The organism is Pseudomonas sp. R3-56 (genome assembly GCF_051132075.1).
Lineage (GTDB): Bacteria > Pseudomonadota > Gammaproteobacteria > Pseudomonadales > Pseudomonadaceae > Aquipseudomonas.
In genome coordinates this window covers 2,898,698-2,922,818 of record NZ_CP071657.1, presented here as the reverse complement: position 1 = coordinate 2,922,818, position 24,121 = coordinate 2,898,698, and the positions used below count along the sequence as shown (strand labels likewise).

The following is a 24,121-nucleotide window of genomic DNA, read 5'->3' as shown; positions in this document are numbered from 1 at the left end:
GGGTGAAGTTGCAGACCTAGTGTGGCGAGGGAGCTTGCTCCCGCTGGGCTGCGTAGCGGCCCCAAAAATCTTACGGTCGCTGCGCACTGGAGCGCCAGCCCGGCCGAGCGGGAGCAAGCTCCCTGGTCACAAGAGCTGTGCCTCCCTGCAACGGGTGGGTTCAGTGGCCGCGGATGTAATGCTCCAGCTGGCGGATCAGGTCCGCCTGCTCGACCAGCGCTTCCTTCACCAGGTCGCCGATGGACAGCAGGCCGATCAACTCGCCGTCATCCAGCACCGGCAGATGGCGCAGGTGGCTCTCGGTCATGACTTCCATACAGCGTTCGATGCTCTGCTGGCTGCTGGCGGTGATGACCGGCGCGCTCATGATGGTGCGTACCGTGGTGCCCACTGACGAACGCCCCTTGAGCACCATCTTGCGCGCGTAGTCCCGCTCGCTGAACACCCCCACCACCTCGCCGGCCTCGATCATCGGTAGCGCGCCGACGTTTTTCTCGGCCATGATCTGCAGCGCTTCGAGCACGGTCTGGTCCGGCGCGATGCTGTGGACCTGCCGGTTCTGCACACTCTTGAGCTTTACCAGTTGAGCGGCGGTTTTCATGACTAATCCCCAAACTTGAAAAAAACCCGCTGTCGTGGCGAGGGAGCTTGCTCCCGCTCGGCCGGGCTGGCGCTCCAGTGCGCAGCGACCGCAAGATTTTAGGACCGCTGCGCGGTCCAGCGGGAGCAAGCTCCCTCGCCACAAAAGCACCACTAAGGCGGCCTTAGCACGGATCAGTCCGCGCCAATCTCCACCACATCCCCGTTCAACCGCACCGGCCAGACCCGCAGGCGCTGTTCGGGATATTCAAGGCAATGGCCGTCTTCCAAGCGAAAATGCTGTTTGTACATCGGCGAGGCGATCACCAGTTCGCCCTTGATGCTGCCCAGCAGACCACGACCGATGACGTTCGCGCCGGACTTGGGGTCGCGGTTGTCGACGGCGTACAGCGGCTTGTCTGTATGCTCCGGCAGGTAGAGCAGCGCCACTTGGCGGCCGTCATGCCAGGCAACCACGCCGGAATTGGGCACCAGGTCCTCGCGGCTGCACAGGGTGCGCCATTGGACGGGTTCTTGAGCGATACGAACGACGTTTGACTGGCTCATCAGAGCACCTCCTCGGTGACGGGAATCAGGTGAAGTTCGCCGGCATGCACCGGCCGGCGCTGGCCGCGTTCGCGGACAAAGTGGACGTCCGGATCGCCGCGCTTGTCGTTGACGAAGGTCCGGAAGCGCTTGAGTTTTTCCGGATCCTTCAGAGCGTTGGCCCATTCGCACTCGTAGCGGTCGACCACCAGTTGCATCTGCGCTTCGAGCTCGGCGCCCAGGCCCAGGCTGTCGTGGATGATCACGTCCTTGAGGTAGTCCAGGCCGCCTTCCAGGCTCTCGCGCCAGACCGAGGTGCGTTGCAACTTGTCGGCGGTGCGGATGTAGAACATCAGGAACCGGTCGATGTAGCGGATCAGCGTGGCGTCATCCAGGTCGGTGGCGAACAGCTCGGCGTGGCGTGGACGCATGCCGCCGTTGCCGGCTACGTAGAGGTTCCAGCCCTTCTCCGTGGCGATCACACCCACGTCCTTGCTCTGCGCCTCGGCGCATTCACGGGTGCAACCGGACACCGCGAACTTGAGCTTGTGCGGCGAGCGCAGGCCCTTGTAACGGTCCTCGATGGTCAGGGCCATCTGCACGCTGTCCTGCACGCCGTAGCGGCACCAGGTGCTGCCGACGCAGGACTTCACCGTACGCGTCGATTTGCCGTAGGCGTGGCCGGTCTCGAAACCGGCTTCGATCAGCTCGGCCCAGATGTCCGGCAACTGGTGCAACTGCGCGCCGAACAGGTCGATGCGCTGGCCACCAGTGATCTTGGTGTAGAGGTCATATTTCTTCGCGACCACGCCAATGGCGATCAATTTGTCCGCGGTGATCTCACCGCCGGCGATACGCGGCACCACCGAGTAGGTGCCGTTTTTCTGCATATTCGCCATGAAGGTATCGTTGGTGTCCTGCAGCGGCACCAGGTGCGCGTCCATGATCGGCTGGTTCCAGCACGACGCCAGGATCGAACCCACCGCCGGCTTGCACAGGTCGCAACCGGTATGCCCGCGACCGTGTTTGGCCAGCAGCTCTTCGAAACTGATAATCCCCTCCACCCGCACCAGTGCGTAGAGCTCCTGGCGGGTGTAGGCGAAGTGTTCGCACAGGCTCTTGTCGACGCTGACGCCACGGGCGATCAGCTCGTGTTCGAATACCTGCTTGACCAAGGCCGCGCAGCCGCCGCAACCGGTACCGGCCTTGGTGTCGCACTTGAGCTGGCCGAGATCGCTGCAGCCGCCGTCGATGGCCGCGCAGATCGAGCCCTTGGTGACGTTGTGGCACGAGCAGATGGTCGCCGCTTCGGGCAGCGCCGCCGGGCCCAGTGTCGGAGCGCCCTCGGACGATGGCAGGATCAGGCTGGCGGCGTCCTTGGGCAAGGCGATGCCGTTCTGCATGTATTGCAGCAGGGTGTCGTAATAGCTGTTGTCGCCCACCAGCACCGCGCCGATCACGCGCTTGCCGTCGGCGTCCACTACCAGGCGCCGATAGCTGGCGCTGGTTTCGTCGATGAATTGGAAGCTGCGCGCACCCGGCGTGTTGCCATGGGCGTCGCCGATGGAACCGACGTCCACGCCCAACAGTTTGAGCTTGGTGGACATGTCTGCGCCGGTGAACGCCTCGCCAGCCTCGCCGCACAGGCGCGCCGCGACATTGCGGGCCATCTGGTAGCCCGGCGCGACCAGGCCGAAGATGCTGCCATTCCAGGCGGCGCATTCGCCAATAGCATAGATGTCCGGGTCGCTGCTCTGGCAATGGTCGTCAATCACCACGCCACCGCGCGGGCCGATCTGCAGGTCGCACTGGCGAGCCAGGGCATCCTGGGCGCGGATACCGGCGGAAAACACGATCAGGTCGGTTTCCAGGAAGTCGTCGGTGGCGAAGTTCATCCGGTAACGGTATTGCTCACCGGCGCTGATGGATTGGGTGCCCTTGGACAGGTGCACGCCGACACCGAGTTTTTCGATGCGCGCCTTGAGGGCCAGGCCGCCCTGCTCGTCCAGTTGCACCGGCATCAGCCGTGGGGCGAATTCCACCACGTGAGCTTCCAGGCCAAGGGTCTTGAGGGCATTGGCCGCTTCCAGGCCCAGCAGGCCGCCACCGACGACCACGCCACGCCGGGAATTGTTCGCGGCGGCGCGGATGGCGTCGAGGTCTTCAAGGGTGCGGTAGACCAGGCACGAATCACCTTCGGCGCCCTGGATCGGCGGCACGAAGGGGTACGAACCGGTGGCGAGCACCAGCTTGTCGTAGCCGAGGCGCTCGGTGGCGGTGACAACCTGGCGCGCCTGGCGATCGATTTCCAGCACCGGCACGCCCAGGTGCAGCGTGACGCCGGGCGTCTGGTACAACGAGGCTTCGCCCAGGGCCAGCGACTCGGCATCGCGGCCCGAGAAATACTCGGACAAATGCACACGGTCGTAGGCACGCATCGGCTCTTCGCTGAACACATGCACGCGGTAATGATTGAGGGCACCGCGCTCGATCAGTTGCTCGACGCAGTGATGGCCGACCATGCCATTGCCGATCACGATCAGCGTTTGCAGCTTGTTCAGGGAAGCAACGTTGGAATTCATAAAAAGCACCCGACAAAAGCCCATCACGGTTTTTTGAAAGCAAAAAAAAGACGCCTGAAACCTTGCGGTTCCAGGCGTCTTTGCCTGTTCTGTGCGGTATCGATCCGGCGACTGCGCCCTGACCTACCGTAATATCCCCCGGCCTGCTGGCGCTCGATCTTCGTTGACCGACGGGGCTGCCCACTCGATTGTGTTCGCGGTGGGCCTGCCAAGCCTCTTGCAGCGAGCGTGCCAGACTTCATTTTTGCCCGCCCTCCGTCTTCGGTCCTGTGCCCGCAACCCCTTGTGGGAGCGGGCTTGCCCGCGAAGAGGCCGGCCCAGTCACAAGAAGCCGACCTGCATCAGCTCCGTCCACAGCAGCACCACTCATTGCCTTGCGATGGTGCGATCCCCCGCCACGGGCTTCATAAAAGTGCAGGTCCTGATGCCCGCCGGCAAAAATCCTGAACCATCGCCGACGCGGATTTTCACAATTAATGCAAACCGGGCCAGGCGCCAGACCCTGCCTTTGGCCATCCCAGCGAAACCATAAGCGCCCCAGGCGCAGCAATTGATCGGATGAACGCAATGGATGAGCGAAACCCACCTGTCGTTGTGATCTGCGGCGCCACTGCCGGCGTCGGCCGCGCGACCGCCCAGCGGTTTGCCGCGTCCGGCTATCGGGTCGGGCTGTTGGCCCGGGGCGAACAAGCGTTGGCGGCGACGCAAGAAGAACTCAAGCAACTGGGCGCGACGAGCCTGGCGATCAGCGTCGATGTCGCGGACGCCGATGCGGTATTCGAGGCAGCGCAACGGATGGAGCGCGAGCTGGGGCCCGTCGGCGTCTGGATCAATTGCGCGATGGTCACGGTGTTGTCGCCAATCCGCCAGTTGACCGCCGAAGAAATCCACCGGGTCACCAAGGTCACGTACCTGGGCACGGTGCATGGCACGCTCGCGGCGCTGGACCTGATGGGGCCGCGCAATCGCGGGGTGATCATCCAGGTCGGTTCGGCGCTGGCCTACCGGGCCATTCCGCTGCAGGCGGCCTATTGCGCGGCCAAGTTCGCGGTGCGTGGTTTCACCGATTCCTTGCGCTGCGAACTGCTCCACGAACACAGCGACATCAAGGTCTGCATGGTGCAACTGCCGGCGATCAACACGCCACAGTTCGATTGGGCCCGCAACAAGCTCGGCAAGCGCCCGCAACCGGTTCCGCCGATCCACGACCCGGACGTTGCCGCCCGGGCGATTTTCAGCGTAGTGAAACGTACTCCCCGGGAATTGTGGCTGGGCGTCGCCTCGCTCAAGGCGATCGTCGGCACTTGCCTGATGCCGGGCCTGCTCGATCGTCTGTTGGCCCGCAGCGCTTACGCCGGGCAAATGACCGACGAAGACGACGACAGCCAGCGCCCGGACAATCTGTTCGAACCGCAGGAGCCCTTGCATCGTACCCGCGGGCGGTTCAATGGCCGCTCGAAGGATTCAGCGCTGGCTTTCAGCTCGACCCAGGTGTCCGCGTTGCTGCTGGCCACCGGTGGGTTGCTGGCTGTGGTGCTGCTACTGTTTTGAGCCGGTGCGCCGGAACCAGCGATAACCGTATCCATGCAATGTCAGGCTGGCTGCGGTCGAGGCCGGATACGCGCGGTCCGAGAGGACTTCCTCGAACCCCTGCAAATCCACTTCCCGCAACTGCACAGTGACTGTCTCGGGGCTGAGGTTCGCCAGCATCACCGAGGTCGCGTCGCACTCATGGGCGATGGCGAAGACTGCACGATGGTCGACCGTCAGCAGTTGCGCCTTGCCGTCGCCAACCTCGCGCAAGCGCCTGCGCGCCAGCAGCAGCCGGCGAGTCCGAGCCAGCAGCGAATCGGGATCGTCCTGTTGGCCCTCGACGTTCAACTGCGTGTAGGCAAACGGTCCTTCATCGATCACCGGCGCGGCGAGGCGTTGAGCGGTTGAAAAGCCGGCGTTGGCTTCATCGCTCCATTGCATGGGCGTGCGCACCGACAGGCGTTCGGGACGGGACAGGTCATCGCCCATGCCGATTTCTTCGCCGTAGCGCACGATGGGTGTTCCGGGCAGTGACAGCAGCAGCGCCTGGGCCAGCGCCTGGCGATGCACATCACCGTCGAGCATCGGCGCCAGGCGCCGGCGGATACCGCGGCCATACAGGCGCATGTTCTGGTCCGGGGCGAAGGCCTGCATCACCTCCTCACGCTCCTGCTCGGTCAAGCGTTCAAGATCGAGTTCGTCATGGTTGCGCAGCCACACCGCATAGTTGGCGCCGTCAGGCGGTGCCGGGCGGCGGCCAATGGCCCGTTGCAGAGGCTCGGCTTCGCCTCGGGCCAAGGCCAGGAACAGATGATTATTGACCCAGAAATCCAGCACCAGGCCCAGGCGTTCGCCGGTGCCGAAATAATGGCTGTAGCGCTCGGGCTCGACATCCACTTCGCCCATCAGCACGCCTTCCGGGTTGATGCGGGTCATGTGCTTGAACAGCCGTTCCAATAACCACACGCCTTGCTCTTCATCGCCGCCACCGGCCTGCTCAACCAGGTGCGAAGCGGCATCGAGACGAAAACCGGCGATCCCCAGTTCGAGCCAGTGATCCATGATCCGCTCGATCTCTTCGACCACCCGCGGGTTCGCCAGATTGAGGTCCGGCTCATGGCGATAGAACAGATGCCGAAAGTACTGCCCGGCCTGTTCGTCCCACTGCCAGATGCTGTCTTCCACCGACGGAAAGATCGGTTGGTTGCCGTCGTCCACCGGCGTGTCGGACCACAGGTAATAATCCCGGTAGACGCTGTCCTTGTCGCGCCGCGCCCGCAGGAACCAGGGATGCTGGTCGCTGGTGTGCTGCACCACCAGTTCGAGGATGACCCGGATGCCACGCTCTCCGGCCTGGACGATTAACTGGCGCAAGTCCTCTTCGCTGCCAAAGCGCGGGTCCAGCGCCATGAAATCGCTGACGTCGTAACCGGCGTCCTTGAACGGAGACCGGTACAAAGGCATCAGCCAGAGTGCGCCGACGCCCAGCGCTTGCAGATAATCGAGCTGACGAATGATGCCCTTCAGGTCGCCACGGCCATCGCCGTTGCTGTCGTAGAACAGCGAGGGGTCGATCTGGTAGATCAAGGTATTTCGGTGCCAGTTGGCTTTCATCGGTCACTCCTTATCGACAGAGGTTATCGACACAGGATCAGGGCCTGTTCGGCAGCCAGACGCCCGCTGAACGGCTGGCCTTCATCCGCGCCATCGCTGGCGATTTCAACTCGCCAGGGGTCGGCCAGCGGAAAGGTGTGCTCGCTGTCGGCGAAATTGATGCAGACCAGGCGTTCGTCGCCCTCGCAAGAGCGACGATAAGCCAGCACCTGCGGGTGCGAGGGCAGTTCCTCCCAGCCGCCCAGGCGCAGCGCCAGGCTATTGCGCCGACACGCCAGCAACCGTCGGTAAAGCGCCAGCACGGAATCGGCGTCGCGCTCTTGGGTCTCCACCGACAACCGGCCGGCATCCGCAGCGAAAGGCAGCCATGGCGCCCGACCCGACCAACCGTGAGGCGCCTGTTCCGTCCAGGGGATCGGCGCCCGGCTGCCGTCCCGTCCGCCGGGGTCGACGCGGGTCTGGGCGGTCACTTGCGTATCCTCCAGGCCCAGCTCCTCGCCCTGATAGATGAACGGCGTGCCGCGCAGCGTCAGCAGCATCACCGCCGCGGCCCGCGCCCGGCGCAATGAGCCGCCGTAGCGACTGCGGTGGCGGCTGTTGTCATGGTTGGACAGCACCCAGGTCGGCCAGGCCTGCAACGGGCCGAGGTCGTTTTCCACCTCGCGTACGCACATACGGAACACCACCGGGTCCCACGGTGCATCCAGCGGCGGGAAGTTGAACGACATGTGCAGTTCGTCACTGGCGCCGTAATAGGCCGCCACCTGGGCCGTGGAACGGATGTTGACCTCGCCGATCAGCACCCGCTCACCGGGGTAGCTGTCGACCAGGCGCCGCAGCCCGCGGAGCACTTCATGGCTGTAGGGCTGATCGTTGATCTTGACCATGGTTTCACCGGCCATGCAGCGCGGGTCATCGGCAAAGCTCTGGTCCTTGCCGACGCAATGCACCACGTCGACACGAAACCCGTCCACGCCACGCTCCAGCCAGAAGTGCAGCACTTGATGCATGGCCGCAACGACTTGCGGGTTATGCCAGTTCAGATCCGGTTGCTCGGGCAGGAAGAAGTGCAGGTAGTACTGCTGGCTGGTTTCGTCCCAGGTCCAGGCGCTGCCGCCGTCAATCGAGGCTCGCCAGTTGTTCGGCTGGTCACGCCAGATGTACCAGTCGCGCTTGGGGTTGTCGCGGCTGGAGCGCGACTCGATGAACCAGGGATGCTGGTCAGAAGTGTGGTTCGGGACAAAGTCGAGCAAGACCTTCAAGCCCCGTTCGTGAGCCTTGGCGATCAACGCATCGAGGTCGGCCAGGTTGCCGAACAGCGGATCGACGTCGGTGTAGTCGCAGATGTCGTAGCCTGCGTCGCACATGGGCGAGCGAAACACTGGCGAGAGCCACAACGCATCGATGCCAAGGCGTTGCAGATGGTCCAGGCGTGCTGTCAAACCGGGAAGATCGCCGACGCCATCGCCGTTGGCATCGGCGAAGGAGCGAGGGTAAACCTGGTAGATCACGGCGTTCTTCCACCAGGGCGAAGGGAAGGAGTTGGGCATGTCGCCTCCTCTGATCGCAGTGTGTGGTGGGCAAGACCGCAGCCCCGCCTGCTGTCCTTTCATCAAGGCACATCAGTTAAGAACCGGAAAAGGGGCTTGGGGTTCGTTTTTTCTTGATGGGGAGTGAATCAGCGGAAGAGATGTTGGATGTGCCGCCGTCATCGTCGGATCGCCGCCCGGAGCAAGCTCGCTCCCACAGGGGACAGGCTTCACAAAGGTCCATTGTGGGAGGGAGCCTGCTCGCGAAAGCGTCAGCCTGACCAACTCAGAACCCGTGGCGAGGGAGCTTGCTCCCGCTCGGCTGCGCAGCAGTCGCAAACCGGCGGATACAGTCTGCCTGAAAGGTTGCTGGGGCCCGCTTCGCAGGCCAGCGGGAGCAAGCTCCCTCGCCACGCTAACCTGCTCCGGCGCGACAAATATCAAGTCAGACCGATGTCCCTGCCTCAGGATCGGGCCGCTCATGTGGGAGCGAGCCTGCTCGCGAATCGCCCGATCAGTTGGAGGCGATGCCAGCGGCCCGGTTGACCATCGCCACAATGCTGACGAACAGCTCCTGCTTGGCCTCGTCCGCGCTGATTTCGCCGTTGGCCGCCGCATCGGACAACGCTTCCGCGGCCCCGAGCATCGCGCGCAGGCTCGCTTGGGACAGGCCCCGGCTATCGGCGAACGGCTCCAGCACCGCCCGGCATTTATCCAGGAACAGCCTTTCATACTCCCTTTTGATGCTCTCCAGTTCAGGTGAACTGGAGAGCGCCGCACTGACGCCCGGAATCTCCCGGCCCTGAAGCAGGACGCATTCGACGAACGCTTCGGCAATCACCCGCGAACGGCTCTGCAACGTGGGTTCGCTGGCGTCGAGCGCAGCGTCCATGAGAGCCGTCTGGCGAGCATCGAAATCCTGGTAGAGCGCCGCCAGCAGCCCCGATCGGGTAATGAAATGGTCGTAGACGATGGGTTTGGTGACGCCTGCCTGGTCGGCCAGCCGGGCCAGGGTCAACGCTTCGCTGCCCTCCTCCCGAACCAGGCGCCAGGCGACATCCAGCAATTGCCGTTGCCGATCGGCGCGGGAAAGTCGGCGACGAGGCGCGGCAATGGGCGGTGCATTTTCATCTGTGCTTGACATGCTAACTTTACCAACCGTAGCTTACTAACCGTAACTTAACCCAGCATACTCGCTTGACCTCGGGTAATGCCAGAAGGAGATTCGCCATGCACGCCCTTATCGTGGTTGCTCATCATGACCCCCGCTCCCTGACCCATGCGCTTGCCCAGGCCATTGGCAATGGAATTCTCCAGGCCAATCCCAGCGATACCTTCGAAATCGCCGACCTGGCCGCTGAAGGCTTCGATCCACGCTTCGGCTTTGCCGACCATGCCGTCCACCACCGTGAGGCCTTGCCACCTGCCGACGTGCTGGCCGAGCAGGCCAGGATCGAACGGGCCGACGCCCTGGTGCTGGTCTACCCGATCTACTGGTGGTCGATGCCGGCGTTGCTCAAGGGCTGGATTGATCGGGTGTTCTCCAATGGCTGGGCATTCGACTTCAAGCTCGACGAGTTCTTTGTGCAGAAACTGCAGCATTTGCGGGTCCATCTGGTCGCCCTCGGTGGAGCCGACGCCGACAGTTTTCAACGCCACGGCTACGACCAGGCGATGGTCACGCAGATCGACCACGGGATCTTCGGCTACTGCGGTGCCCGCGTGGTGAGCTCCGAGCGCTTGCTGGACTCGGAGACCCTTGATCCGGACGTACATCTGCAAACGGCCCGAGCCCTCGGCCAGCGGGTGCTCTCGGCCATCGAGCAGACCACGCCCGTAGAAGCCAACGCCGCGTGTGCATGATCAGAGTGCTCGACGGTCGGCGGCAGACAGGGGCACATCGCGCTGATAGATATCCGGGATATACACCGCCCGCCCCTGGCTGTCCGCTTGCACTGTCCAGTATCCAAGCAGGATCGGCATGGGCTTGGCCAGCCTGAATTCATGGGTCAACTCGCTTGCCAGCAAGGTGTCGGTGCGCGTGCGTTCGGCCGGTGTCACCAGCAGATCGCGCAGATGCATGACTTGCTCGATGCGTACGCAACCTGAGCTGAACGCCCGCGGACCTTTGCTGAAAAGTGCCTGGCTGGGCGTGTCGTGCAGGTATACCGAAAACGGGTTGGGGAAGCGCACGACCAGTTTACCCAAGGGGTTTTTCGAGCCGGCGTCCTGGCGCAGCATCAGATTGCCAGGGTGATCCCAGTCGATATTTTCCACCGCCAGGGGCAAGCCATCGCGATCGATCACCTTGAGGTTGTGTCGGGTGAGAAACTCCGGGTCGCGGCGGATCTCGGGGAGTTTGTCCTCGCGCATGATCGTCGGCGGAATAGTCCACGTCGGGTTCAGCGTCAGTCGGGTGATACGCGACTTGATCAACGGTGTCTGGCGTTCGGCGCGGCCAACCTGGGTCCGGGTCTGCCATACCGGGGCGCCAGCCTGGTAGACCGTCAGCTGCGCCGCCGCCACGTTGACCAGCACGCTGTCGGGCTCCAGATCCTGAGCCAGCCAGCGCATGCGCTCCAGGTTGATCCGCAATTGCTCGCGGCGCATGGCCGGGCTGACGTTCAGCTCGGTAACCGTCCACGGCCCCACTACCCCATCGGCTTGCAGTGAATGGTGGAGCTGGAAGCTTTTCATCGCCTCCACGAGGCTCGGGCTGTAGTGCTCATCGGCTTCCAGCGGAGGCACGCTCAGGTAGCCTTCGTTGAACAGGCGCCGGGCCAGCGCGGGCACGCGGGCGTCACGTTTGTCGGGTTGCAGCAATGGGCCGGCCGGCACTGACTGCCAATCAGCCAGTGGTAGCTGGCGTTGCCGGGCGTAGAGTTCGCGCAGGTTGCGATACAGGTCCAAGGGCGGCCGCGCCTGTTCGAACGCCTCGGCGGGGTCGTGCAAGCCGGCGACGGCGAAGTGCAGCACCATGGCCTGACGGTCCGGCAACTGCGGATTGGCCTTCCAGATCGGCTCCAGGCGGTTCTGCGGCAGGTAGCCGAAACGCAGCTCATGCAGCGCTTGCAGGTAGCGCTGGCTGATGGCGATGTCGGTACAGGCCGCATTGGCATAGGCGCCTTCGCCGGGCAGGCGGTAGCGGTTCGGATCCAGGCCATCGTCGGCCAGTTGTTGCAATTGGACTTGCAAGGCCTGCAACCGCTCATCGTCCGCCCAGATGGCCTGGCCTGCGTTTTGCTGGTACAAGGCCTGCAAGCTCAGCACCGTCGAAAAATCGACGCCCGCGGCCAGTTCCGGGCAGTTGACCGACAGTTGTGCCAAGGTCGATTGCGCGTGCGCGGGGTCGCCCCCCTCGGCTGTCGCGACCAATGGCGCAACGAGCAATAAAAGGCTCAGGTAACATGCGGGCTTTTTGAACAACTGCTTTACTCCAATCCATGGCCGTCTCGTTGACGGTGAATTTTTTGCGACAGGTACGACCCGCCATCATGCAGACAAACAAAACCGGACGGGATGCCGCAAACGAACGCCAGCGTCAGCTTTTTTCGCCCGTATCGCGCTCAGTCGCGCGCCTGCTGCGCCGACTCTGCCTGGTCATGGCCGGCCTGGGCGTCATATCCGGCCCGGCACTGGCGCAAAAGCCCGGTTCCCAGCCGCTTTACAACAGCCTCGCCCACGCGGCGCCGGAACTCAATCCCCTAGCGCTTAAAAGTGCCTTGGGCGCGATGCAATGCGCTGTCGCCAACGGCGCTCGCCCGGCCCGTCACCTGGCGGTGATCGACTATTCGCAGCCCTCCACGGCACGGCGCCTGTGGATCTTCGACCTGCGCCAGAAGAAGCTGGTGTTGCGCGACCTGGTGGCACACGGGCAGAAATCCGGGGAAAACTTCGCCACGCAATTTTCCAATCGCCTGGGCAGCTACCAATCCAGCCTGGGACTGTTCCGCACCCAGGAAAGCTATCAGGGCGCCCATGGTTATTCGCTGCGCATGGACGGCCTGGAGCCCGGCTTCAATGACCAGGCGCGCGACCGGGCGATCGTCATCCACGCCGCCGACTATGTGAATCCGTTGTGGAGCGTGCGCCAGGGCCGCATCGGCCGCAGCCAGGGCTGCCCGGCCGTGCGCCCGCAAGTAGCGCGCCAGGTGATCGACAAGCTCAAGGGCGGGCAATTCATGTTTTCCTGGTACCCGGATCCGGCGTGGCTCAAGCGTTCGGCCTATCTCAATTGCCAGGCGCAGCAGGTGGCGAGCATTCTGTCGACCCGCGGCGGATAGTAAAGCGGCCGCTAAGCGCCCGAGCGGGAGCAAGCTCCCTCGCCACGGGTATCGTGCAAATCTCCTGGCCAGCGATTGCGTCAGGTGGGTTCGTGGTTAAAATGCCGGCCTTTCGAATTGCTGGCGTTTTTTCTGATGAACCCTGAAGCCCTCCAAACCTTGCAGAGCCATTTATCGACGGCGCTGGAGTCGGTGCCTGACGAAACCCGTCGGCTGTTCCACGGGCGCGGACGCTGCTGGGCGGGGCTGGAACAGATTACCGTGGATTGGCTGCAAGGCGTGGTCCTGGTCTCGCTGTTCAAGGAACCCGAGCCGGCGCAACTGGACGATCTGCTCGCGATGTTACGCGACCTTGTCGCCTCACCCGTCTGGCAGCGCAGCGCCGCCCATACGCTGGCCCTGCAGCATCGATACCTGCCCGATAGCCTTACCCAGTGGCTGGAGGGCGAGCCGATCGATGAGTGGACCCTGACCGAAGGCGGCCTGCGCTACCGGATCGACCTGGGCAAGAAGCAGAACAACGGCCTGTTCCTCGACATGCGCTACGGGCGCGACTGGGTCCGCGCCCATGCCCGTGGCAAGCGCGTGCTGAATCTGTTCGCCTACACCTGCGGTTTTTCGGTGGCGGCGATCGCCGGCGGCGCGCAACACGTGGTCAACCTGGACATGTCCCGCGCGGCTTTAAGCCGTGGTCGCGACAACCACCGGTTGAACGGCCACGACCTGGGCCAGGTGAGTTTCCTTGGCCACGACCTGTTCAAGTCGTGGGGCAAGGTGATCAACAGCGGCCCCTACGATCTGGTCATCATCGACCCGCCAACGTTCCAGAAAGGCAGCTTCCTTTTGGCCAAGGATTACCAGCGTGTGCTGCGCCGCCTGCCGGAGCTGCTGACCGCCCACGGCGCGGTACTGGCCTGTAGCAACGACCCGGCGACCGGTCCGGATTTCCTCATTGGCGGCGTCATGCGTGAAGCACCGGGCCTGCGATTCGAACAGCGATTGGCAAATCCGCCGGAATTTCCGGATGCCGACCCGGCCTGCGGCCTCAAGGCCTTGGTGTTCACACGCGACGATCCGGCCAGCTCACAGGTATAGCCGCAACTACACCACCAACGTCAACCACGCCGACACCAGTAGCAACACCGCCATGACGCGATTGAAGCGCCCCATCGCCACGGCGGAACGGCAGAACTTCGCCGCGCCACGCCCCAGGTAGGCCCAGGCGGTCATGCAGGGAATGGAGATGGCAAAGAACGCCAGGGACAGCCAGAGCACCCGCACCGTACGGTCTGCCTCGGCGCCGGCGAATACGCTGACCACCGCCAGGGCCATCATCCAGGTCTTCGGGTTCACCAGTTGCAACCCGGCGGCGCCCGCCAGGCCGAGCCGTGGGCCTTCGACCGGGCGGTCTGGATCGATGGCCTCGGCCGGCGCGCTGAAAATCTGCCAGGCCATCCAGCTCAGCCAGGCGATGCCGGCCCAGGACAGCGCCGTTTGGATCGCCGCATGTCGCGCCAGCAGGTCGCCCAGCCCGGTGCCCACCAACAACACCAGCAACGCGGCAGCCGCGCAGGCGCCGAGGATGATCGGCCAGGTGGTCGCCAGGCCGAAGCGCGAGCTATGGCTCAGCACCAGGATATTGGTCGGACCCGGGGTGATGGAGGCGACAAACGCAAACAAGGCAAACGGCAACAACTGATCCATGGCGCAACTTCTCGATGAATGATCGTGGACTTGATCATCCCGTTGCAGCCGGGCTCAGTCTGGAACAATTGAGCAGCGCTTGCGGTAGTCCGCCGGGCTCATGCGATAGGCGCGCTGGAACCAGCGGCCGAGGTGACTCTGGTCGGCGAAGCCGAGCATGGCGGCCACCGCCACGGCGCTCTCGCCACGGGCCAGCAGACGCCGCGCCCGGGCCAGGCGCAGCTGGATCAGATACGCGTGGGGCGCCAGGCCGAAGGCCGCCTTGAACGCACGACTCAGGCGAAAACGATCCACGCCGGTGACGCGCGCCAGGTCGTCCAGGCTGATGTCCTCGCTCAGGTGGCCGTGCAAATAATCCCGGGCCTGCTGGGCGACCAGTGGCAGACGCGGGTCGGGATTGATCCGTGTTCGCCAATGCAGGTGTTGAGTGAGGTTCGACAGCAGCGTGTCGAGGGCGGTCTGGCGGACGATCAGGATGTCCTGTTCGTGCAGGCTCTGGAAAGCCGCGGCGGTAGCCCTTGCCAGCCGCGCGTCATCGTTCAGCGTGACGGCAAAGCCCAGTTGCGCGTTGTCTGGCGCATCCTCGAACAACGAGCGCAGTTCGCGCTCCAGCCATTGCGGCTCCAGGTACAAGGTGCGATAGGTAAACCCGTTTTCGTGCGGCGCGTTACCGTCATGCAGCTCCCCCGGTTCAAGCAGGAACACCTTGCCTGGCGTGCTGTTGTGTTGCTGCTGACGGCAATGGAACTGCTGCACGCCCTGCTCCGTCACGCCCACCAGATAGGCATCGTGCCAGTGCGGATCGTAGGCGTGCCCCTCGAAATGCGCGCGCACGGTCTCGATGCCGGACGTGGCGTCCTGCTTGAGATCGATCCAGTTGCGCGCTGTCATGGGCTAATCCGTTTAGTGAACGTGCTCTGTCAGATTATCGGCTGATGTCATGAGTGTCTGGAAGATTTGTGCAGCTTGGGTGGGAGCGGGCTTGCTCGCGAAGACGGTGTATCAGTCCATATATGAGCTGGCTGACATACCGCTTTCGCGAGCAAGCCCGCTCCCACAAAAGCTCCACAGGCTCCCACAGGCCCTCAGGCATCCGGCGTGATCACCGGCAACACCGTCTCCACCGCCAATCGCGCCAGCTCCGCATCTTCCTCGGCCTTGACCCCGGACACGCCGATAGCACCGATGCACTGACCGTCGTGACGGATCGCCACGCCACCCTCAAGCATGCCTTGCAAGTGCGGCGCACTGAGGAAGGCGATGCGGCCACCATTGATCATGTCTTCAAAAACCTTGCTGTCCCGCCGGCCCATGGCGGCGGTGCGGGCTTTTTCGGTGGCGATGTAGGCGGACAATGGCGAGGCCCCGTCCAGGCGCAACAGCCCCAAGGGATGCCCGCCATCGTCGACCACACAGACCGATACGGCCCATTGACGCTGGTGGGCCAGCTCTTTGGCTGCTACCAGCAACTGGGCAACGTCCTGTTCGGTGAGTACCGCTTTGGTTTTCATGAGTCACTCCGTGCTGTGCAGCGTGAGGCCCGTCAGCCGACGCTGCGGGCGATGGACACGGCGATGGTCATTCGCCATAGATATCAAAATCGAAGTACTTCTGGCGAATCCGCTCGTAGGTGCCGTTGGCGCGAAGGGTCGCCAGCGCCTGGTTGAAACGGCCCGCCAGCGGATCATTCTTGCGCACGGCGATTCCAATGCCCGTGCCGAAGTATTGTTCTTCGACGAAGTTTGGGCCAACAAATTCGAAATCCTTGCCTTCAGGACGCTTGAGCAGGCTTTCGTCGATGGCCACCGAACTGGCCATCGTCGCGTCCAGGCGTCCGCCCAGCAGGTCGAGGAAGACTTCGTTTTGCGAGCCATAACGGATCACCTCGGCCCCGGCCGGGGCAAATTTGTCGGTAACGTAACGATCGAAGTTGGTCGCCCGCTGCACGCCGATCCGCTTGCCTTTGAGCTGCGCGGGAATATCCTGGATGCCACTGCCCTTGCGAAACACCAGCCGCGCCGGAATCCGATAATAACGGTCGGTGAAGTCCACCGACTTCATCCGCTCCGGGGTGATCGACATGGAAGAAATCACCGCGTCGACTTTTTTCACCTTGAGCGCCGGGATCAAGCCGTCGAACTCCTGCTCCTGCCAGACGCAACGAACCTTCATCTCGGCGCAAAGCGCCTGGCCGATGTCATAGTCGAAGCCGACGATGGCGTTGTCCGGGGTTTTCGAGGCGAAGGGTGGGTATGCCGCCTCGATGCCGATGCGCAGCGAGGTTTCGGCGGCGTGCAGATTGGCGCCGAATGCCAGCAGCGAGACGAAGCCCAGCTTGAGTGCAATGCGTTTAACGTTCATTCATTAGCTCCGGATGCGATGTTATTGATTTCGGACGCTCCACGGGAAGTCGTCCGTTATGGCAGCAGCAATCTGAACAGGCGCGGGCGACCACTCTGGCGGTGGTCTTGCCCGATAGCGGCACAGCGGCGTCCGGCGGTCCTACACCGCCGCGGTCACGATCAGTTCCAGCAGGATCTGCGGGTCATCGAACGCCACCTGTGCGGTGGCTCGCGCCGGGGTGTGCGCGGCGTCGACCCAGTCGCTCCAGATCGCGTTCATCGCAGCGAAATCGCGGCCCATGTCTTTCATCCAGATCTGCACGCTGAGCAGGCGGCGCTTGTCGCTGCCCGACGCGGCGAGCAATTCGTCGATCCGCTGCAGCACCTGGCGGGTCTGGCCCTGGATGTCCTGGTTGCAATCGGCGGCGACAATGCCGCTGAGCCAGGCCACGCCGTTGTGCACGACGCTGCGGCTCAGGCGCGGGTTGCTTTCGATACGTTGAATGGTCATGACGGTTCCTCGACGCAGTGACGTTCGCCGGCCAGTTGGGCCAGCGTGATGGGTTTGAGGGGGGGACGGATGCGGTAGTAACCGACTTCAGCGGGCGAAACGCGGCGCTGGGCGGCGATGATCTGGGTGACGCTCAAGCCGCATTGGCGCCCTTGGCACGGACCCATGCCGCAACGGCTGAAGGCTTTGGTCTGGTTGGGACCCAGGCAGCCGAGGTCGACGTAACGGCGGATAGCGCCAGCCGTGACTTCTTCGCAGCGACACACGATGACGTCGTCGGGTGGGACGCAACTTTCTGCCGGGGGGCGATACAACGCATCGATCAAGGGCCGCGCAGCACGAGCACGACGCAGGCCTTTCTCAAGGCCGCGTGCTCCACGGGAAACACCGGCAATCGCCATCGCAGCGAGTCGCCCTTCCAGGCGCGCCACCTGCGCGCCGCCAATCGCAGCGCCGTCACCGGCGATGAAAATGCCCGGCGCACTGGTTTGGCCAAAGCCATCGCGCCGTGGAATCCAGCACAGTTGCGCCTCGCTCCAGTCATGCTCCAGGCGCAACGACCAACTGATCTGCGTGTGCGGCACCACGCCCTGGTGCAATAAAATCAATCCTGCGGGCACTCGCACGTGCTGCCCTCCACTGTCGAAGCTCAGTGCGCTGGCGCAGTCCTCACCGTCGACGCACAGATTGCGGGCACCGCGATAATGGCGGATGCCGCCACGCTTCAACTCAGCCAGCAGCCCCACGCCCTTGAACAAGTCGCGCCAGCCGCGCAACGCACCGGGAATCAGTCGCCAGGCCCGCAGCAGCTCGCGACGGTGGCTGGTATCGACCAGCGCCTCGACGGCAATGCCGGCGCGCAGGTACTGCGCCGCCAGCAGGTACAACAGCGGACCGCAACCCGCCAGGACCACCGGCCCAGCCGGTACCAGCGTCGCGCTCTTGAGCAGGATCTGCCCCGCACCGGCCGTCATGACCCCAGGCAAGGTCCAGCCGGGAATTGGCATCGGCCGTTCGAAGGCGCCCGTGGCGATCAGCAGATGGCGCCCGCGCAAAACCTCTGCGCAGCCGTCGATCAGGTAGTGCACCTCACGCTGGGGGGTGACTTGCCAGATCGCCGCGTTGGGCAGGTAACGAGCCCCGCATTGGAGAAAATCCGCCGCCAGCTGCGCACCGGCGCTGTAGTCTTCGCCCAGCACCGCGCGGCTGCGGGCATCGGCTTGAAGCACTTGGCGATAAATCTGCCCGCCAGGACTGGCCTGCTCATCCAGCACCACGACCGACAATCCATGGTCCCTGGCCTCGATGGCGGCGCTCATGCCGGCCGGTCCGGCACCGATGATGATCAAGTCGATCACGGCGTTACTCATCGGTCCCCTCCTCGTTCGGCGCCAGGCTGACGGCGCCGCGTTGGCGTTGCACACGCATGCCCGGGCGCACCGCCACCAGGCACGACTGGACGTTGGCCTGGCCGTCCACTTGCACCAGGCATTCGAAGCACACGCCCATCAGGCAGTACGGCGCAGCGGGCCTGCCGCTGACAGCGCTTTCACGGGTGTGCCGGACTCCGCTGGCGAGCAGCGCCGCCGCAAGGCAGACATCACCCGGCACGCTCAAGGGCTTGCCGTCGAACTCGATCAATACCTGGTTCTGCGAGACGGCCAAAGGCCGGAACAGGCTTTCAGCCGACATGACGCACCTCGGTTGGCGAATTGAAGCGCTGCAGGCCGAATGGCTTGACGGCTGGGTCATCGAACTCGCCGGCAATCCACGGGGCCAGGCGCAGGGCGTGAACAGCGGCCAAGGTCACGCCGCTGTGGCAACTGACGACCGCCAGGCCCGGGCAGCCTTGGGGCATTTCGTAAATCGGAAACCCGTCGGCGCTCATCACCCGCAACGCGCCCCAGGCCCGTACCAGGCGTACGTCACCCAGCAGTGGGAAACACTGCACGGCGCGTCGGGCGATCGCGGCCATGACCTGGCTGCCGGTGCTGTCGTCGAAGCCGGCCGACTCATGGGAGTCGCCCAGTTGCACGGTGCCCTCGTCGGTCTGGCGCACATACGTCGTGGGGTAATGGAGAAACGGCTTGAGTCGTTCGGTCACCAGGATCTGCCCGCGATTGGGTTGCACGGGCACGTCCAATCCGACCCTTTCGCCCAATGCTCGATTGCCCAGGCCCGCGGCCAGGACAACCTGCGCGGCAGACCAGCGCTGATCGGCGGCGCGCAGTTGCAAACCCGTGGCGTGCGGTTCGATGGCCTCGACGCGGTGACCATTGATCAACGTCACGCCACGCGCTTTGCAGGCCGCATGCAGCGAACGCAACAGCTTGAGCGGATTGACGTGACCATCCATGGGCGAGAAACAGCCGCCCACCACGTCGGGGCCGATACCCGGCAGACGGCCGCGCAGTTGTGCTCTGTCCAGCAGCTCATAGGGATAATCCCCGTCGAGGGCCTCGCGCAGCCAGGCCAGGCGCGCGGCCTCCTCGGTCATTTCCGCATCGCTCAGGCACAACTGGAAACCGCCCTGCTGGCGCAGATGGATATCGATACCCGTATCGGCTTGCAGCGCTTCGGCGAAGCGCGGCCACAGCGCCACCGAATCACGGGTCCATTGTGCATACGGGCTCATTCCATAGCCCTTGCCCTGGACCCAGAGCAAACCGAAGTTGCCACGGGCGGCGCGAATCGCGTCGTCGCCCTCGTCGAGCACGCTCACCTTGCGCCCGAGCAGGGCCAGGCCATAGGCAATGGACATACCCACCAGGCCGCCACCTACGATGATCACATCAGTTTTTTGCATGACTGCTATATCGCTGTTCCAAAGGCCTTGAAGTACGGCGAAGCGCCGATTCATGGCCGGGCAAGTTCATGCGATCGATCCTAGGACGCTGCCACGCTCATTAAAAATGCTTTATTTTTGATAGCTCATGTCTTTTTGTTATGGGTGAGCATCCTTATGAACCTCCGCCAGCTGGAAGCGTTTCGCGCGGTGATCCTCGGCCAGACGGTGACCCGCGCCGCTGAAATGCTGCACATCTCGCAACCCGCCGCGACCCGGCTGATTGCCAGCCTGGAAGAAGACATCGGCTTCAGCCTGTTCGACCGTATCAAGGGCCGGCTGCAACCGACCGCCGAGGCCATGACGCTGTATCAGGAGGTGCAGCGCTCGCTGCTGGGAGTGGAGCGGATCGCGCGCACGGCCCAGGACATCCGCAACCTCAAGCGCGGTTCACTGCACATTGCCTGCGCGCCGGCCATGGGCTTGTCGTTCCTGCCGCGGGCGATTGCCGCGTTCATGGCCGAGCATGAGCAGGTGCAGATCTCGCTGGTGGTGCATTCCTCGCGGGAAGTCGTCGACCTGGTGGTAGGCCAGCGCTGTGACCTGGGCCTGATCGTCCTGCCCAATACCTACCCGAGTCCCCGCGCCGAAAAGCTGCTGGCTACGCGCATGCTCTGCGCGCTGCCCGCCGGCCATCGGCTACAGGACCGCGCGTCCATCAAGCCGGAAGACCTGCAGGGCGAACGGTTCATTTCCTATCCGCAATCCATCGGCTCCCGGCAACACATCGACGCGATTTTCGCCGCTCACGGCGTCGAGCGTGAGCTGCGCCTGGAAACCCAATTGTCCCAACCGATGTGCACTTTTGTTGAGCAAGGCCTGGGCGTCGCCCTGGTGGACGCCATCAGTGCCGTTGAATACCGCGGCAACGGCATCGTCTTCCGTGCCTTCGAACCGGCCATTGAAATGGACTTCAGCATGCTGCTGCCGATCCATGGACCGCTGTCGAAACTGCAGGCGCGCTTCCTCGAACACATGCAGCGATTCATCGAGGCGCAAGTGCCGGCGGCCTATCGGTTTTAAAGCCGTCAATGGATCCATTGATAAACACCGATCATCTGCGCAACCACCAAAATCGTTGACAAGCAAATTAGTTAAGAGAGTTAATGGATCCACAGATAAAAACAAAACCAGCCTGGAGATCCCTCTCATGTACCCCAAGAACGCCTGGTACGTTGCCTGCACCCCGGACGAGATTGCCGACAAGCCGCTGGGTCGGCAGATCTGTGGCGAGAAAATGGTTTTCTACCGCGGGCAAGCCGGCAAAGCCGCCGCCGTCGAGGACTTCTGTCCCCATCGAGGCGCACCGCTCTCGCTCGGTTATGTCGAGAATGGCAACTTGGTCTGTGGCTACCATGGGCTGGTCATGGGCGACGATGGCAAGACTGTCGAGATGCCCGGGCAACGGGTTCGGGGATTTCCTTGCAACAAGACCTTTGCCGTGCAGGAGCGCTACGGGTTTATCTGGGTCTGGCCGGGTGAACAGGCATTGGCCGACCCCTCGCTGATCCATCCTCTGGAATGGGCGGAGAACCAGGAATGGGCGTATGGCGGCGGCCTCTTCCATATCCACTGCGACTATCGCCTGATGATCGACAACCTGATGGATTTGACCCACGAAACCTACGTGCATGCCTCGAGCATCGGCCAGAAGGAAATCGACGAGGCACCGCCAGTGACCACGGTCGAAGGCGACGAGGTAGTCACTGCCCGCCACATGGAAAACATCATGGCTCCGCCCTTCTGGCGCATGGCGCTGCGCGGCAACAACCTGGCCGACGACGTGCCGGTGGATCGCTGGCAGATCTGCCGATTCACCCCGCCCAGCCACGTAATGATCGAAGTCGGCGTGGCCCATGCCGGCCACGGTGGCTATCACGCCGCGCCGCAATACAAGGCGTCGAGCATCGTCGTCGATTTCATCACGCCGGAAACCGAGACCTCCATCTGGTACTTCTGGGGCATGGCCCGCCATTTCCAGCCTCAGGACGACGCGCTGACCGCGAGTATTCGCGAGGGCCAGGGCAAGATCTTCAGCGAAGACCTGGAGATGCTCGAACGCCAGCAGCGCAACCTGCTGGACCATCCGCAACGCAATCTGCTCAAGCTCAACATCGATGCCGGCGGCGTGCAGTCGCGTCGGGTACTGGAACGCTGGATCGCCCGCGAGCGTGAGCAAGAGGCCGCCCTGATCGCCAGTACCCGGCAGCCGCAACACGCGGAGCAACGGCCATGATCGAAGTCCAGGTCGCGGCACGCACTATTGAAACCCCGGACATCTGCAGCTACGAGCTGACCAGCATCGACGGTCAGCCACTGCCGGCGTTTACCGCCGGCGCCCATATCGACGTGCATTTGCCCGACGGGCTGGTTCGCCAGTACTCGCTGTGCAACCACCCGGAGGAACGGCATCGCTACCTCATCGGCGTGCTCAGGGATCCCTCGTCGCGAGGTGGCTCACGCAGCCTGCATGAACAGATCCAGCCGGGCGCACGGCTGCTGATCAGCGAACCGCGCAACCTGTTTGCCCTGGCACCTGCGGCCCGGGGCAGCCTGCTGTTTGCCGGCGGCATCGGCATCACGCCGATCCTGTGCATGGCCGAGCACCTGGCCCAGAGCGGCGCTGCGTTCGCATTGCACTACTGTGCCCGGTCCCGGGACCGCGCCGCTTTTGTCGAACGCCTGGAGCAGTCGCCTTACGCCGACCGGGTATTCCTGCATTTCGATGAAGAACCCGTCACGGCACTGGATGCCATTCGGGTACTGGCTTCGCCCAGCGCCGACCTGCACCTGTATGTCTGTGGTCCCGGCGGGTTCATGCAGCGCATCCTCGACACCGCCAAGGCCCAGGGCTGGCAGGAACCCAATCTGCACCGGGAATACTTCGCCGCGGCGCCGATCGACACCACGGCCGATGGCCGCTTCTCGGTGAAGCTTGCCAGCAGCGGCCAGGTTTTCGAGGTGCCGGCGGACCGCAGCGTGGTCCAGGTGTTGGAAAGCCATGGCATCGAGGTTCCGATTTCCTGCGAGCAAGGCGTCTGCGGCACCTGCCTGACCCGCGTGCTGGAAGGCGTGCCGGACCATCGGGACATGTTCCTGACCGAAGCCGAGCAAGCCTGCAACGACCAGTTCACGCCGTGCTGTTCGAGGTCGAGGACGCCGTTGTTGGTGCTGGATCTGTGAGTACCAATCCTATGCGGGGTCTCTAAAACACCCTAATACCTTGTGGGAGCGAGCCTGCTCGCGAAAGCGGTCTGTCAGAAAACAGTGATGTTTCTGAACTGACGCTTTCGCGAGCAGGCTCGCTCCCACATTAAAAGGTCATTCAGTTCTAAGGATCACCTTCATCCGATCATCCGCCAGCGTCGAGCCAAACACCTCGGCGTAGCGCAGGGTCGCGTTGGCGTGCTCGCGCATGATCGCCTCGGCCCGGGCGCCCTGGCGATTGACCAGCGCATCGAACACCGAATGATGCTGCATGTGGGCATAGTTGAAGCGCCGGTATTCGCCGGCCATGTTCTGGCGGTCGACCGCCAGGGCCGTGACCGAGGCGAACGGCAGGTGATCGTTGCGCGCCAGGGCGTCGGCGATGGCCGGGTTGTGGCTGCCCTCGACGATTACCTGGTGAAAACGCATGTTGAGGTCGTGATAGACCTCCAGGTCCTCTTCGGTCACATAACCTTTGGCGAACAGTTCATCGCCATCGACCAGACATTGCTCAAGCGCCCGGCGAGCCTCCTCGGACAAGCCGCGTTCGGCGGTTTGCCGGGCAGCCAGGCCCTCCAGCACCCCACGCACTTCCACCGCGCCGGCAATCTCCTCGGCGCTGACCGAGCGCACCTGGAAACCCCGCCCGCCAAAACGCACCAGCAGCCCTTCCTGCTCCAGGGTGCGAAACGCCATGCGCACCGGCATCCGCGAGACGCCGAACAATTGCGCCGTTGGAATTTCCATCAAGCGCTCCCCCGCCGCCAGTTCGCCTGAAGCGATCATTCGACGCAACGCGACCAGCACCGTTTGGCCGGGCTTACTCATTCAGGTGATATCCAGAGA

The 24,121-nt window shown here is 63.6% G+C and carries 23 protein-coding genes; 7 read left to right on the top strand and 16 right to left on the bottom strand.

Annotated features, from left to right (window positions below; translation table 11 throughout):
* Positions 1-160: 160 nt before the first annotated feature.
* From J3P96_RS13220 to nirB, 3 genes are all read right to left on the bottom strand, one after another.
* The gene (locus J3P96_RS13220; RefSeq protein ID WP_434657790.1) at positions 161-601 is read right to left on the bottom strand and encodes a CBS domain-containing protein; all 441 of its coding nucleotides are present in this window, start codon (positions 599-601) and stop codon (positions 161-163) included.
* Between the two features lie 173 nt (positions 602-774).
* Positions 775-1,146: a nitrite reductase small subunit NirD gene (gene nirD, locus J3P96_RS13215; protein ID WP_434600836.1), complete on the bottom strand. Its 372-nt coding sequence runs from the start codon at positions 1,144-1,146 to the stop codon at positions 775-777.
* The gene (gene nirB, locus J3P96_RS13210) at positions 1,146-3,707 is read right to left on the bottom strand and encodes a nitrite reductase large subunit NirB (RefSeq protein WP_434657789.1); all 2,562 of its coding nucleotides are present in this window, start codon (positions 3,705-3,707) and stop codon (positions 1,146-1,148) included. Before nirB ends, nirD begins: the two co-directional genes overlap by 1 nt.
* 567 nt (positions 3,708-4,274) lie before the next feature.
* Here nirB and J3P96_RS13205 point away from each other — a divergent pair.
* Positions 4,275-5,258 (top strand): SDR family oxidoreductase, encoded by a 984-nt coding sequence (locus tag J3P96_RS13205; protein ID WP_434657785.1) that lies wholly within the window; start codon positions 4,275-4,277, stop codon positions 5,256-5,258.
* Here the strand turns inward: J3P96_RS13205 and J3P96_RS13200 are convergent.
* From J3P96_RS13200 to J3P96_RS13190, 3 genes are all read right to left on the bottom strand, one after another.
* On the bottom strand, positions 5,247-6,854 hold the full coding sequence (locus J3P96_RS13200) for an alpha-amylase family protein (protein ID WP_434657782.1): 1,608 nt from the start codon (positions 6,852-6,854) through the stop codon (positions 5,247-5,249). The two genes, J3P96_RS13205 and J3P96_RS13200, sit on opposite strands and share 12 nt — an antisense overlap.
* 23 nt (positions 6,855-6,877) lie before the next feature.
* Positions 6,878-8,404, bottom strand: coding sequence for an alpha-amylase family glycosyl hydrolase (locus J3P96_RS13195; protein WP_434657780.1), 1,527 nt, complete (start codon positions 8,402-8,404; stop codon positions 6,878-6,880).
* A gap of 493 nt (positions 8,405-8,897) precedes the next feature.
* The gene (locus tag J3P96_RS13190; RefSeq protein ID WP_434630927.1) at positions 8,898-9,527 is read right to left on the bottom strand and encodes a TetR/AcrR family transcriptional regulator; all 630 of its coding nucleotides are present in this window, start codon (positions 9,525-9,527) and stop codon (positions 8,898-8,900) included.
* An 86-nt stretch (positions 9,528-9,613) separates the two neighbouring features.
* On the opposite strand from J3P96_RS13190, the gene J3P96_RS13185 reads away from it, so the two are divergent.
* A complete protein-coding gene (locus J3P96_RS13185; RefSeq protein ID WP_434657778.1) occupies positions 9,614-10,246 on the top strand; it encodes an NAD(P)H-dependent oxidoreductase in 633 nt (210 codons plus the stop codon).
* Here the strand turns inward: J3P96_RS13185 and J3P96_RS13180 are convergent, their stop codons facing one another.
* The gene (locus J3P96_RS13180) at positions 10,247-11,809 is read right to left on the bottom strand and encodes a L,D-transpeptidase family protein (RefSeq protein WP_434657775.1); all 1,563 of its coding nucleotides are present in this window, start codon (positions 11,807-11,809) and stop codon (positions 10,247-10,249) included.
* A 176-nt stretch (positions 11,810-11,985) separates the two neighbouring features.
* On the opposite strand from J3P96_RS13180, the gene J3P96_RS13175 reads away from it, so the two are divergent.
* Positions 11,986-12,666, top strand: coding sequence for a murein L,D-transpeptidase catalytic domain family protein (locus J3P96_RS13175; RefSeq protein WP_434658164.1), 681 nt, complete (start codon positions 11,986-11,988; stop codon positions 12,664-12,666).
* Between the two features lie 135 nt (positions 12,667-12,801).
* Complete coding sequence (locus J3P96_RS13170) at positions 12,802-13,761, top strand: class I SAM-dependent methyltransferase (protein WP_434657772.1); 960 nt, start codon at positions 12,802-12,804, stop codon at positions 13,759-13,761.
* 6 nt (positions 13,762-13,767) lie between these two features.
* On the opposite strand, the gene J3P96_RS13165 is transcribed toward J3P96_RS13170, so the two are convergent.
* The 8 genes from J3P96_RS13165 to J3P96_RS13130 form a co-directional block, all read right to left on the bottom strand.
* A complete protein-coding gene (locus tag J3P96_RS13165) occupies positions 13,768-14,370 on the bottom strand; it encodes a LysE family translocator (protein ID WP_434657769.1) in 603 nt (200 codons plus the stop codon).
* Between the two features lie 54 nt (positions 14,371-14,424).
* Positions 14,425-15,261, bottom strand: a complete 837-nt coding sequence (locus tag J3P96_RS13160) for an AraC family transcriptional regulator (protein ID WP_305500925.1) — start codon at positions 15,259-15,261, stop codon at positions 14,425-14,427.
* A gap of 194 nt (positions 15,262-15,455) precedes the next feature.
* On the bottom strand, positions 15,456-15,881 hold the full coding sequence (locus J3P96_RS13155; RefSeq protein ID WP_434600846.1) for a GlcG/HbpS family heme-binding protein: 426 nt from the start codon (positions 15,879-15,881) through the stop codon (positions 15,456-15,458).
* A 67-nt stretch (positions 15,882-15,948) separates the two neighbouring features.
* Complete coding sequence (locus tag J3P96_RS13150) at positions 15,949-16,731, bottom strand: ABC transporter substrate-binding protein (RefSeq protein ID WP_434630907.1); 783 nt, start codon at positions 16,729-16,731, stop codon at positions 15,949-15,951.
* 141 nt (positions 16,732-16,872) lie between these two features.
* Entirely contained in the window at positions 16,873-17,223 is a 351-nt protein-coding gene (locus J3P96_RS13145) for a RidA family protein (RefSeq protein ID WP_434600848.1), read from the bottom strand.
* On the bottom strand, positions 17,220-18,593 hold the full coding sequence (locus J3P96_RS13140) for an FAD-dependent oxidoreductase (protein ID WP_434657764.1): 1,374 nt from the start codon (positions 18,591-18,593) through the stop codon (positions 17,220-17,222). Before J3P96_RS13140 ends, J3P96_RS13145 begins: the two co-directional genes overlap by 4 nt.
* Positions 18,586-18,915 (bottom strand): (2Fe-2S)-binding protein, encoded by a 330-nt coding sequence (locus tag J3P96_RS13135; RefSeq protein WP_434657761.1) that lies wholly within the window; start codon positions 18,913-18,915, stop codon positions 18,586-18,588. The genes J3P96_RS13140 and J3P96_RS13135 overlap by 8 nt, the downstream gene beginning before the upstream one ends.
* Positions 18,905-20,029 carry an NAD(P)/FAD-dependent oxidoreductase gene (locus J3P96_RS13130; RefSeq protein ID WP_434657758.1) on the bottom strand — a complete coding sequence of 375 codons (1,125 nt, stop codon included), beginning with the start codon at positions 20,027-20,029 and terminating at the stop codon, positions 18,905-18,907. The genes J3P96_RS13135 and J3P96_RS13130 overlap by 11 nt, the downstream gene beginning before the upstream one ends.
* 156 nt (positions 20,030-20,185) lie before the next feature.
* Here J3P96_RS13130 and J3P96_RS13125 point away from each other — a divergent pair, with 156 nt between their 5' ends.
* From J3P96_RS13125 to J3P96_RS13115, 3 genes are all read left to right on the top strand, one after another.
* A complete protein-coding gene (locus J3P96_RS13125; protein WP_434630892.1) occupies positions 20,186-21,091 on the top strand; it encodes a LysR substrate-binding domain-containing protein in 906 nt (301 codons plus the stop codon).
* A 127-nt stretch (positions 21,092-21,218) separates the two neighbouring features.
* Positions 21,219-22,304, top strand: coding sequence for a Rieske 2Fe-2S domain-containing protein (locus J3P96_RS13120; RefSeq protein ID WP_434657755.1), 1,086 nt, complete (start codon positions 21,219-21,221; stop codon positions 22,302-22,304).
* Positions 22,301-23,251 carry a PDR/VanB family oxidoreductase gene (locus J3P96_RS13115; protein ID WP_434657752.1) on the top strand — a complete coding sequence of 317 codons (951 nt, stop codon included), beginning with the start codon at positions 22,301-22,303 and terminating at the stop codon, positions 23,249-23,251. Before J3P96_RS13120 ends, J3P96_RS13115 begins: the two co-directional genes overlap by 4 nt.
* Before the next feature lie 138 nt (positions 23,252-23,389).
* Here the strand turns inward: J3P96_RS13115 and J3P96_RS13110 are convergent, their stop codons facing one another.
* Positions 23,390-24,103 (bottom strand): GntR family transcriptional regulator, encoded by a 714-nt coding sequence (locus J3P96_RS13110; RefSeq protein ID WP_434657749.1) that lies wholly within the window; start codon positions 24,101-24,103, stop codon positions 23,390-23,392.
* Between the last annotated feature and the right edge of the window lie 18 nt (positions 24,104-24,121).

What these genes read in the sequence shown, in the direction of transcription:
- J3P96_RS13220 (WP_434657790.1), bottom strand. Translation starts at nt 601, where the DNA reads ATGAAAACCGCCGCTCAACTGGTAAAGCTCAAGAGTGTGCAGAACCGG.
- nirD (WP_434600836.1), bottom strand. Translation starts at nt 1,146, where the DNA reads ATGAGCCAGTCAAACGTCGTTCGTATCGCTCAAGAACCCGTCCAATGG.
- nirB (WP_434657789.1), bottom strand. Translation starts at nt 3,707, where the DNA reads ATGAATTCCAACGTTGCTTCCCTGAACAAGCTGCAAACGCTGATCGTG.
- J3P96_RS13205 (WP_434657785.1), top strand. Translation starts at nt 4,275, where the DNA reads ATGGATGAGCGAAACCCACCTGTCGTTGTGATCTGCGGCGCCACTGCC.
- J3P96_RS13200 (WP_434657782.1), bottom strand. Translation starts at nt 6,854, where the DNA reads ATGAAAGCCAACTGGCACCGAAATACCTTGATCTACCAGATCGACCCC.
- J3P96_RS13195 (WP_434657780.1), bottom strand. Translation starts at nt 8,404, where the DNA reads ATGCCCAACTCCTTCCCTTCGCCCTGGTGGAAGAACGCCGTGATCTAC.
- J3P96_RS13190 (WP_434630927.1), bottom strand. Translation starts at nt 9,527, where the DNA reads ATGTCAAGCACAGATGAAAATGCACCGCCCATTGCCGCGCCTCGTCGC.
- J3P96_RS13185 (WP_434657778.1), top strand. Translation starts at nt 9,614, where the DNA reads ATGCACGCCCTTATCGTGGTTGCTCATCATGACCCCCGCTCCCTGACC.
- J3P96_RS13175 (WP_434658164.1), top strand. Translation starts at nt 11,986, where the DNA reads ATGGCCGGCCTGGGCGTCATATCCGGCCCGGCACTGGCGCAAAAGCCC.
- J3P96_RS13170 (WP_434657772.1), top strand. Translation starts at nt 12,802, where the DNA reads ATGAACCCTGAAGCCCTCCAAACCTTGCAGAGCCATTTATCGACGGCG.
- J3P96_RS13165 (WP_434657769.1), bottom strand. Translation starts at nt 14,370, where the DNA reads ATGGATCAGTTGTTGCCGTTTGCCTTGTTTGCGTTTGTCGCCTCCATC.
- J3P96_RS13160 (WP_305500925.1), bottom strand. Translation starts at nt 15,261, where the DNA reads ATGACAGCGCGCAACTGGATCGATCTCAAGCAGGACGCCACGTCCGGC.
- J3P96_RS13155 (WP_434600846.1), bottom strand. Translation starts at nt 15,881, where the DNA reads ATGAAAACCAAAGCGGTACTCACCGAACAGGACGTTGCCCAGTTGCTG.
- J3P96_RS13150 (WP_434630907.1), bottom strand. Translation starts at nt 16,731, where the DNA reads ATGAACGTTAAACGCATTGCACTCAAGCTGGGCTTCGTCTCGCTGCTG.
- J3P96_RS13145 (WP_434600848.1), bottom strand. Translation starts at nt 17,223, where the DNA reads ATGACCATTCAACGTATCGAAAGCAACCCGCGCCTGAGCCGCAGCGTC.
- J3P96_RS13140 (WP_434657764.1), bottom strand. Translation starts at nt 18,593, where the DNA reads ATGAGTAACGCCGTGATCGACTTGATCATCATCGGTGCCGGACCGGCC.
- J3P96_RS13135 (WP_434657761.1), bottom strand. Translation starts at nt 18,915, where the DNA reads ATGTCGGCTGAAAGCCTGTTCCGGCCTTTGGCCGTCTCGCAGAACCAG.
- J3P96_RS13130 (WP_434657758.1), bottom strand. Translation starts at nt 20,029, where the DNA reads ATGCAAAAAACTGATGTGATCATCGTAGGTGGCGGCCTGGTGGGTATG.
- J3P96_RS13125 (WP_434630892.1), top strand. Translation starts at nt 20,186, where the DNA reads ATGAACCTCCGCCAGCTGGAAGCGTTTCGCGCGGTGATCCTCGGCCAG.
- J3P96_RS13120 (WP_434657755.1), top strand. Translation starts at nt 21,219, where the DNA reads ATGTACCCCAAGAACGCCTGGTACGTTGCCTGCACCCCGGACGAGATT.
- J3P96_RS13115 (WP_434657752.1), top strand. Translation starts at nt 22,301, where the DNA reads ATGATCGAAGTCCAGGTCGCGGCACGCACTATTGAAACCCCGGACATC.
- J3P96_RS13110 (WP_434657749.1), bottom strand. Translation starts at nt 24,103, where the DNA reads ATGAGTAAGCCCGGCCAAACGGTGCTGGTCGCGTTGCGTCGAATGATC.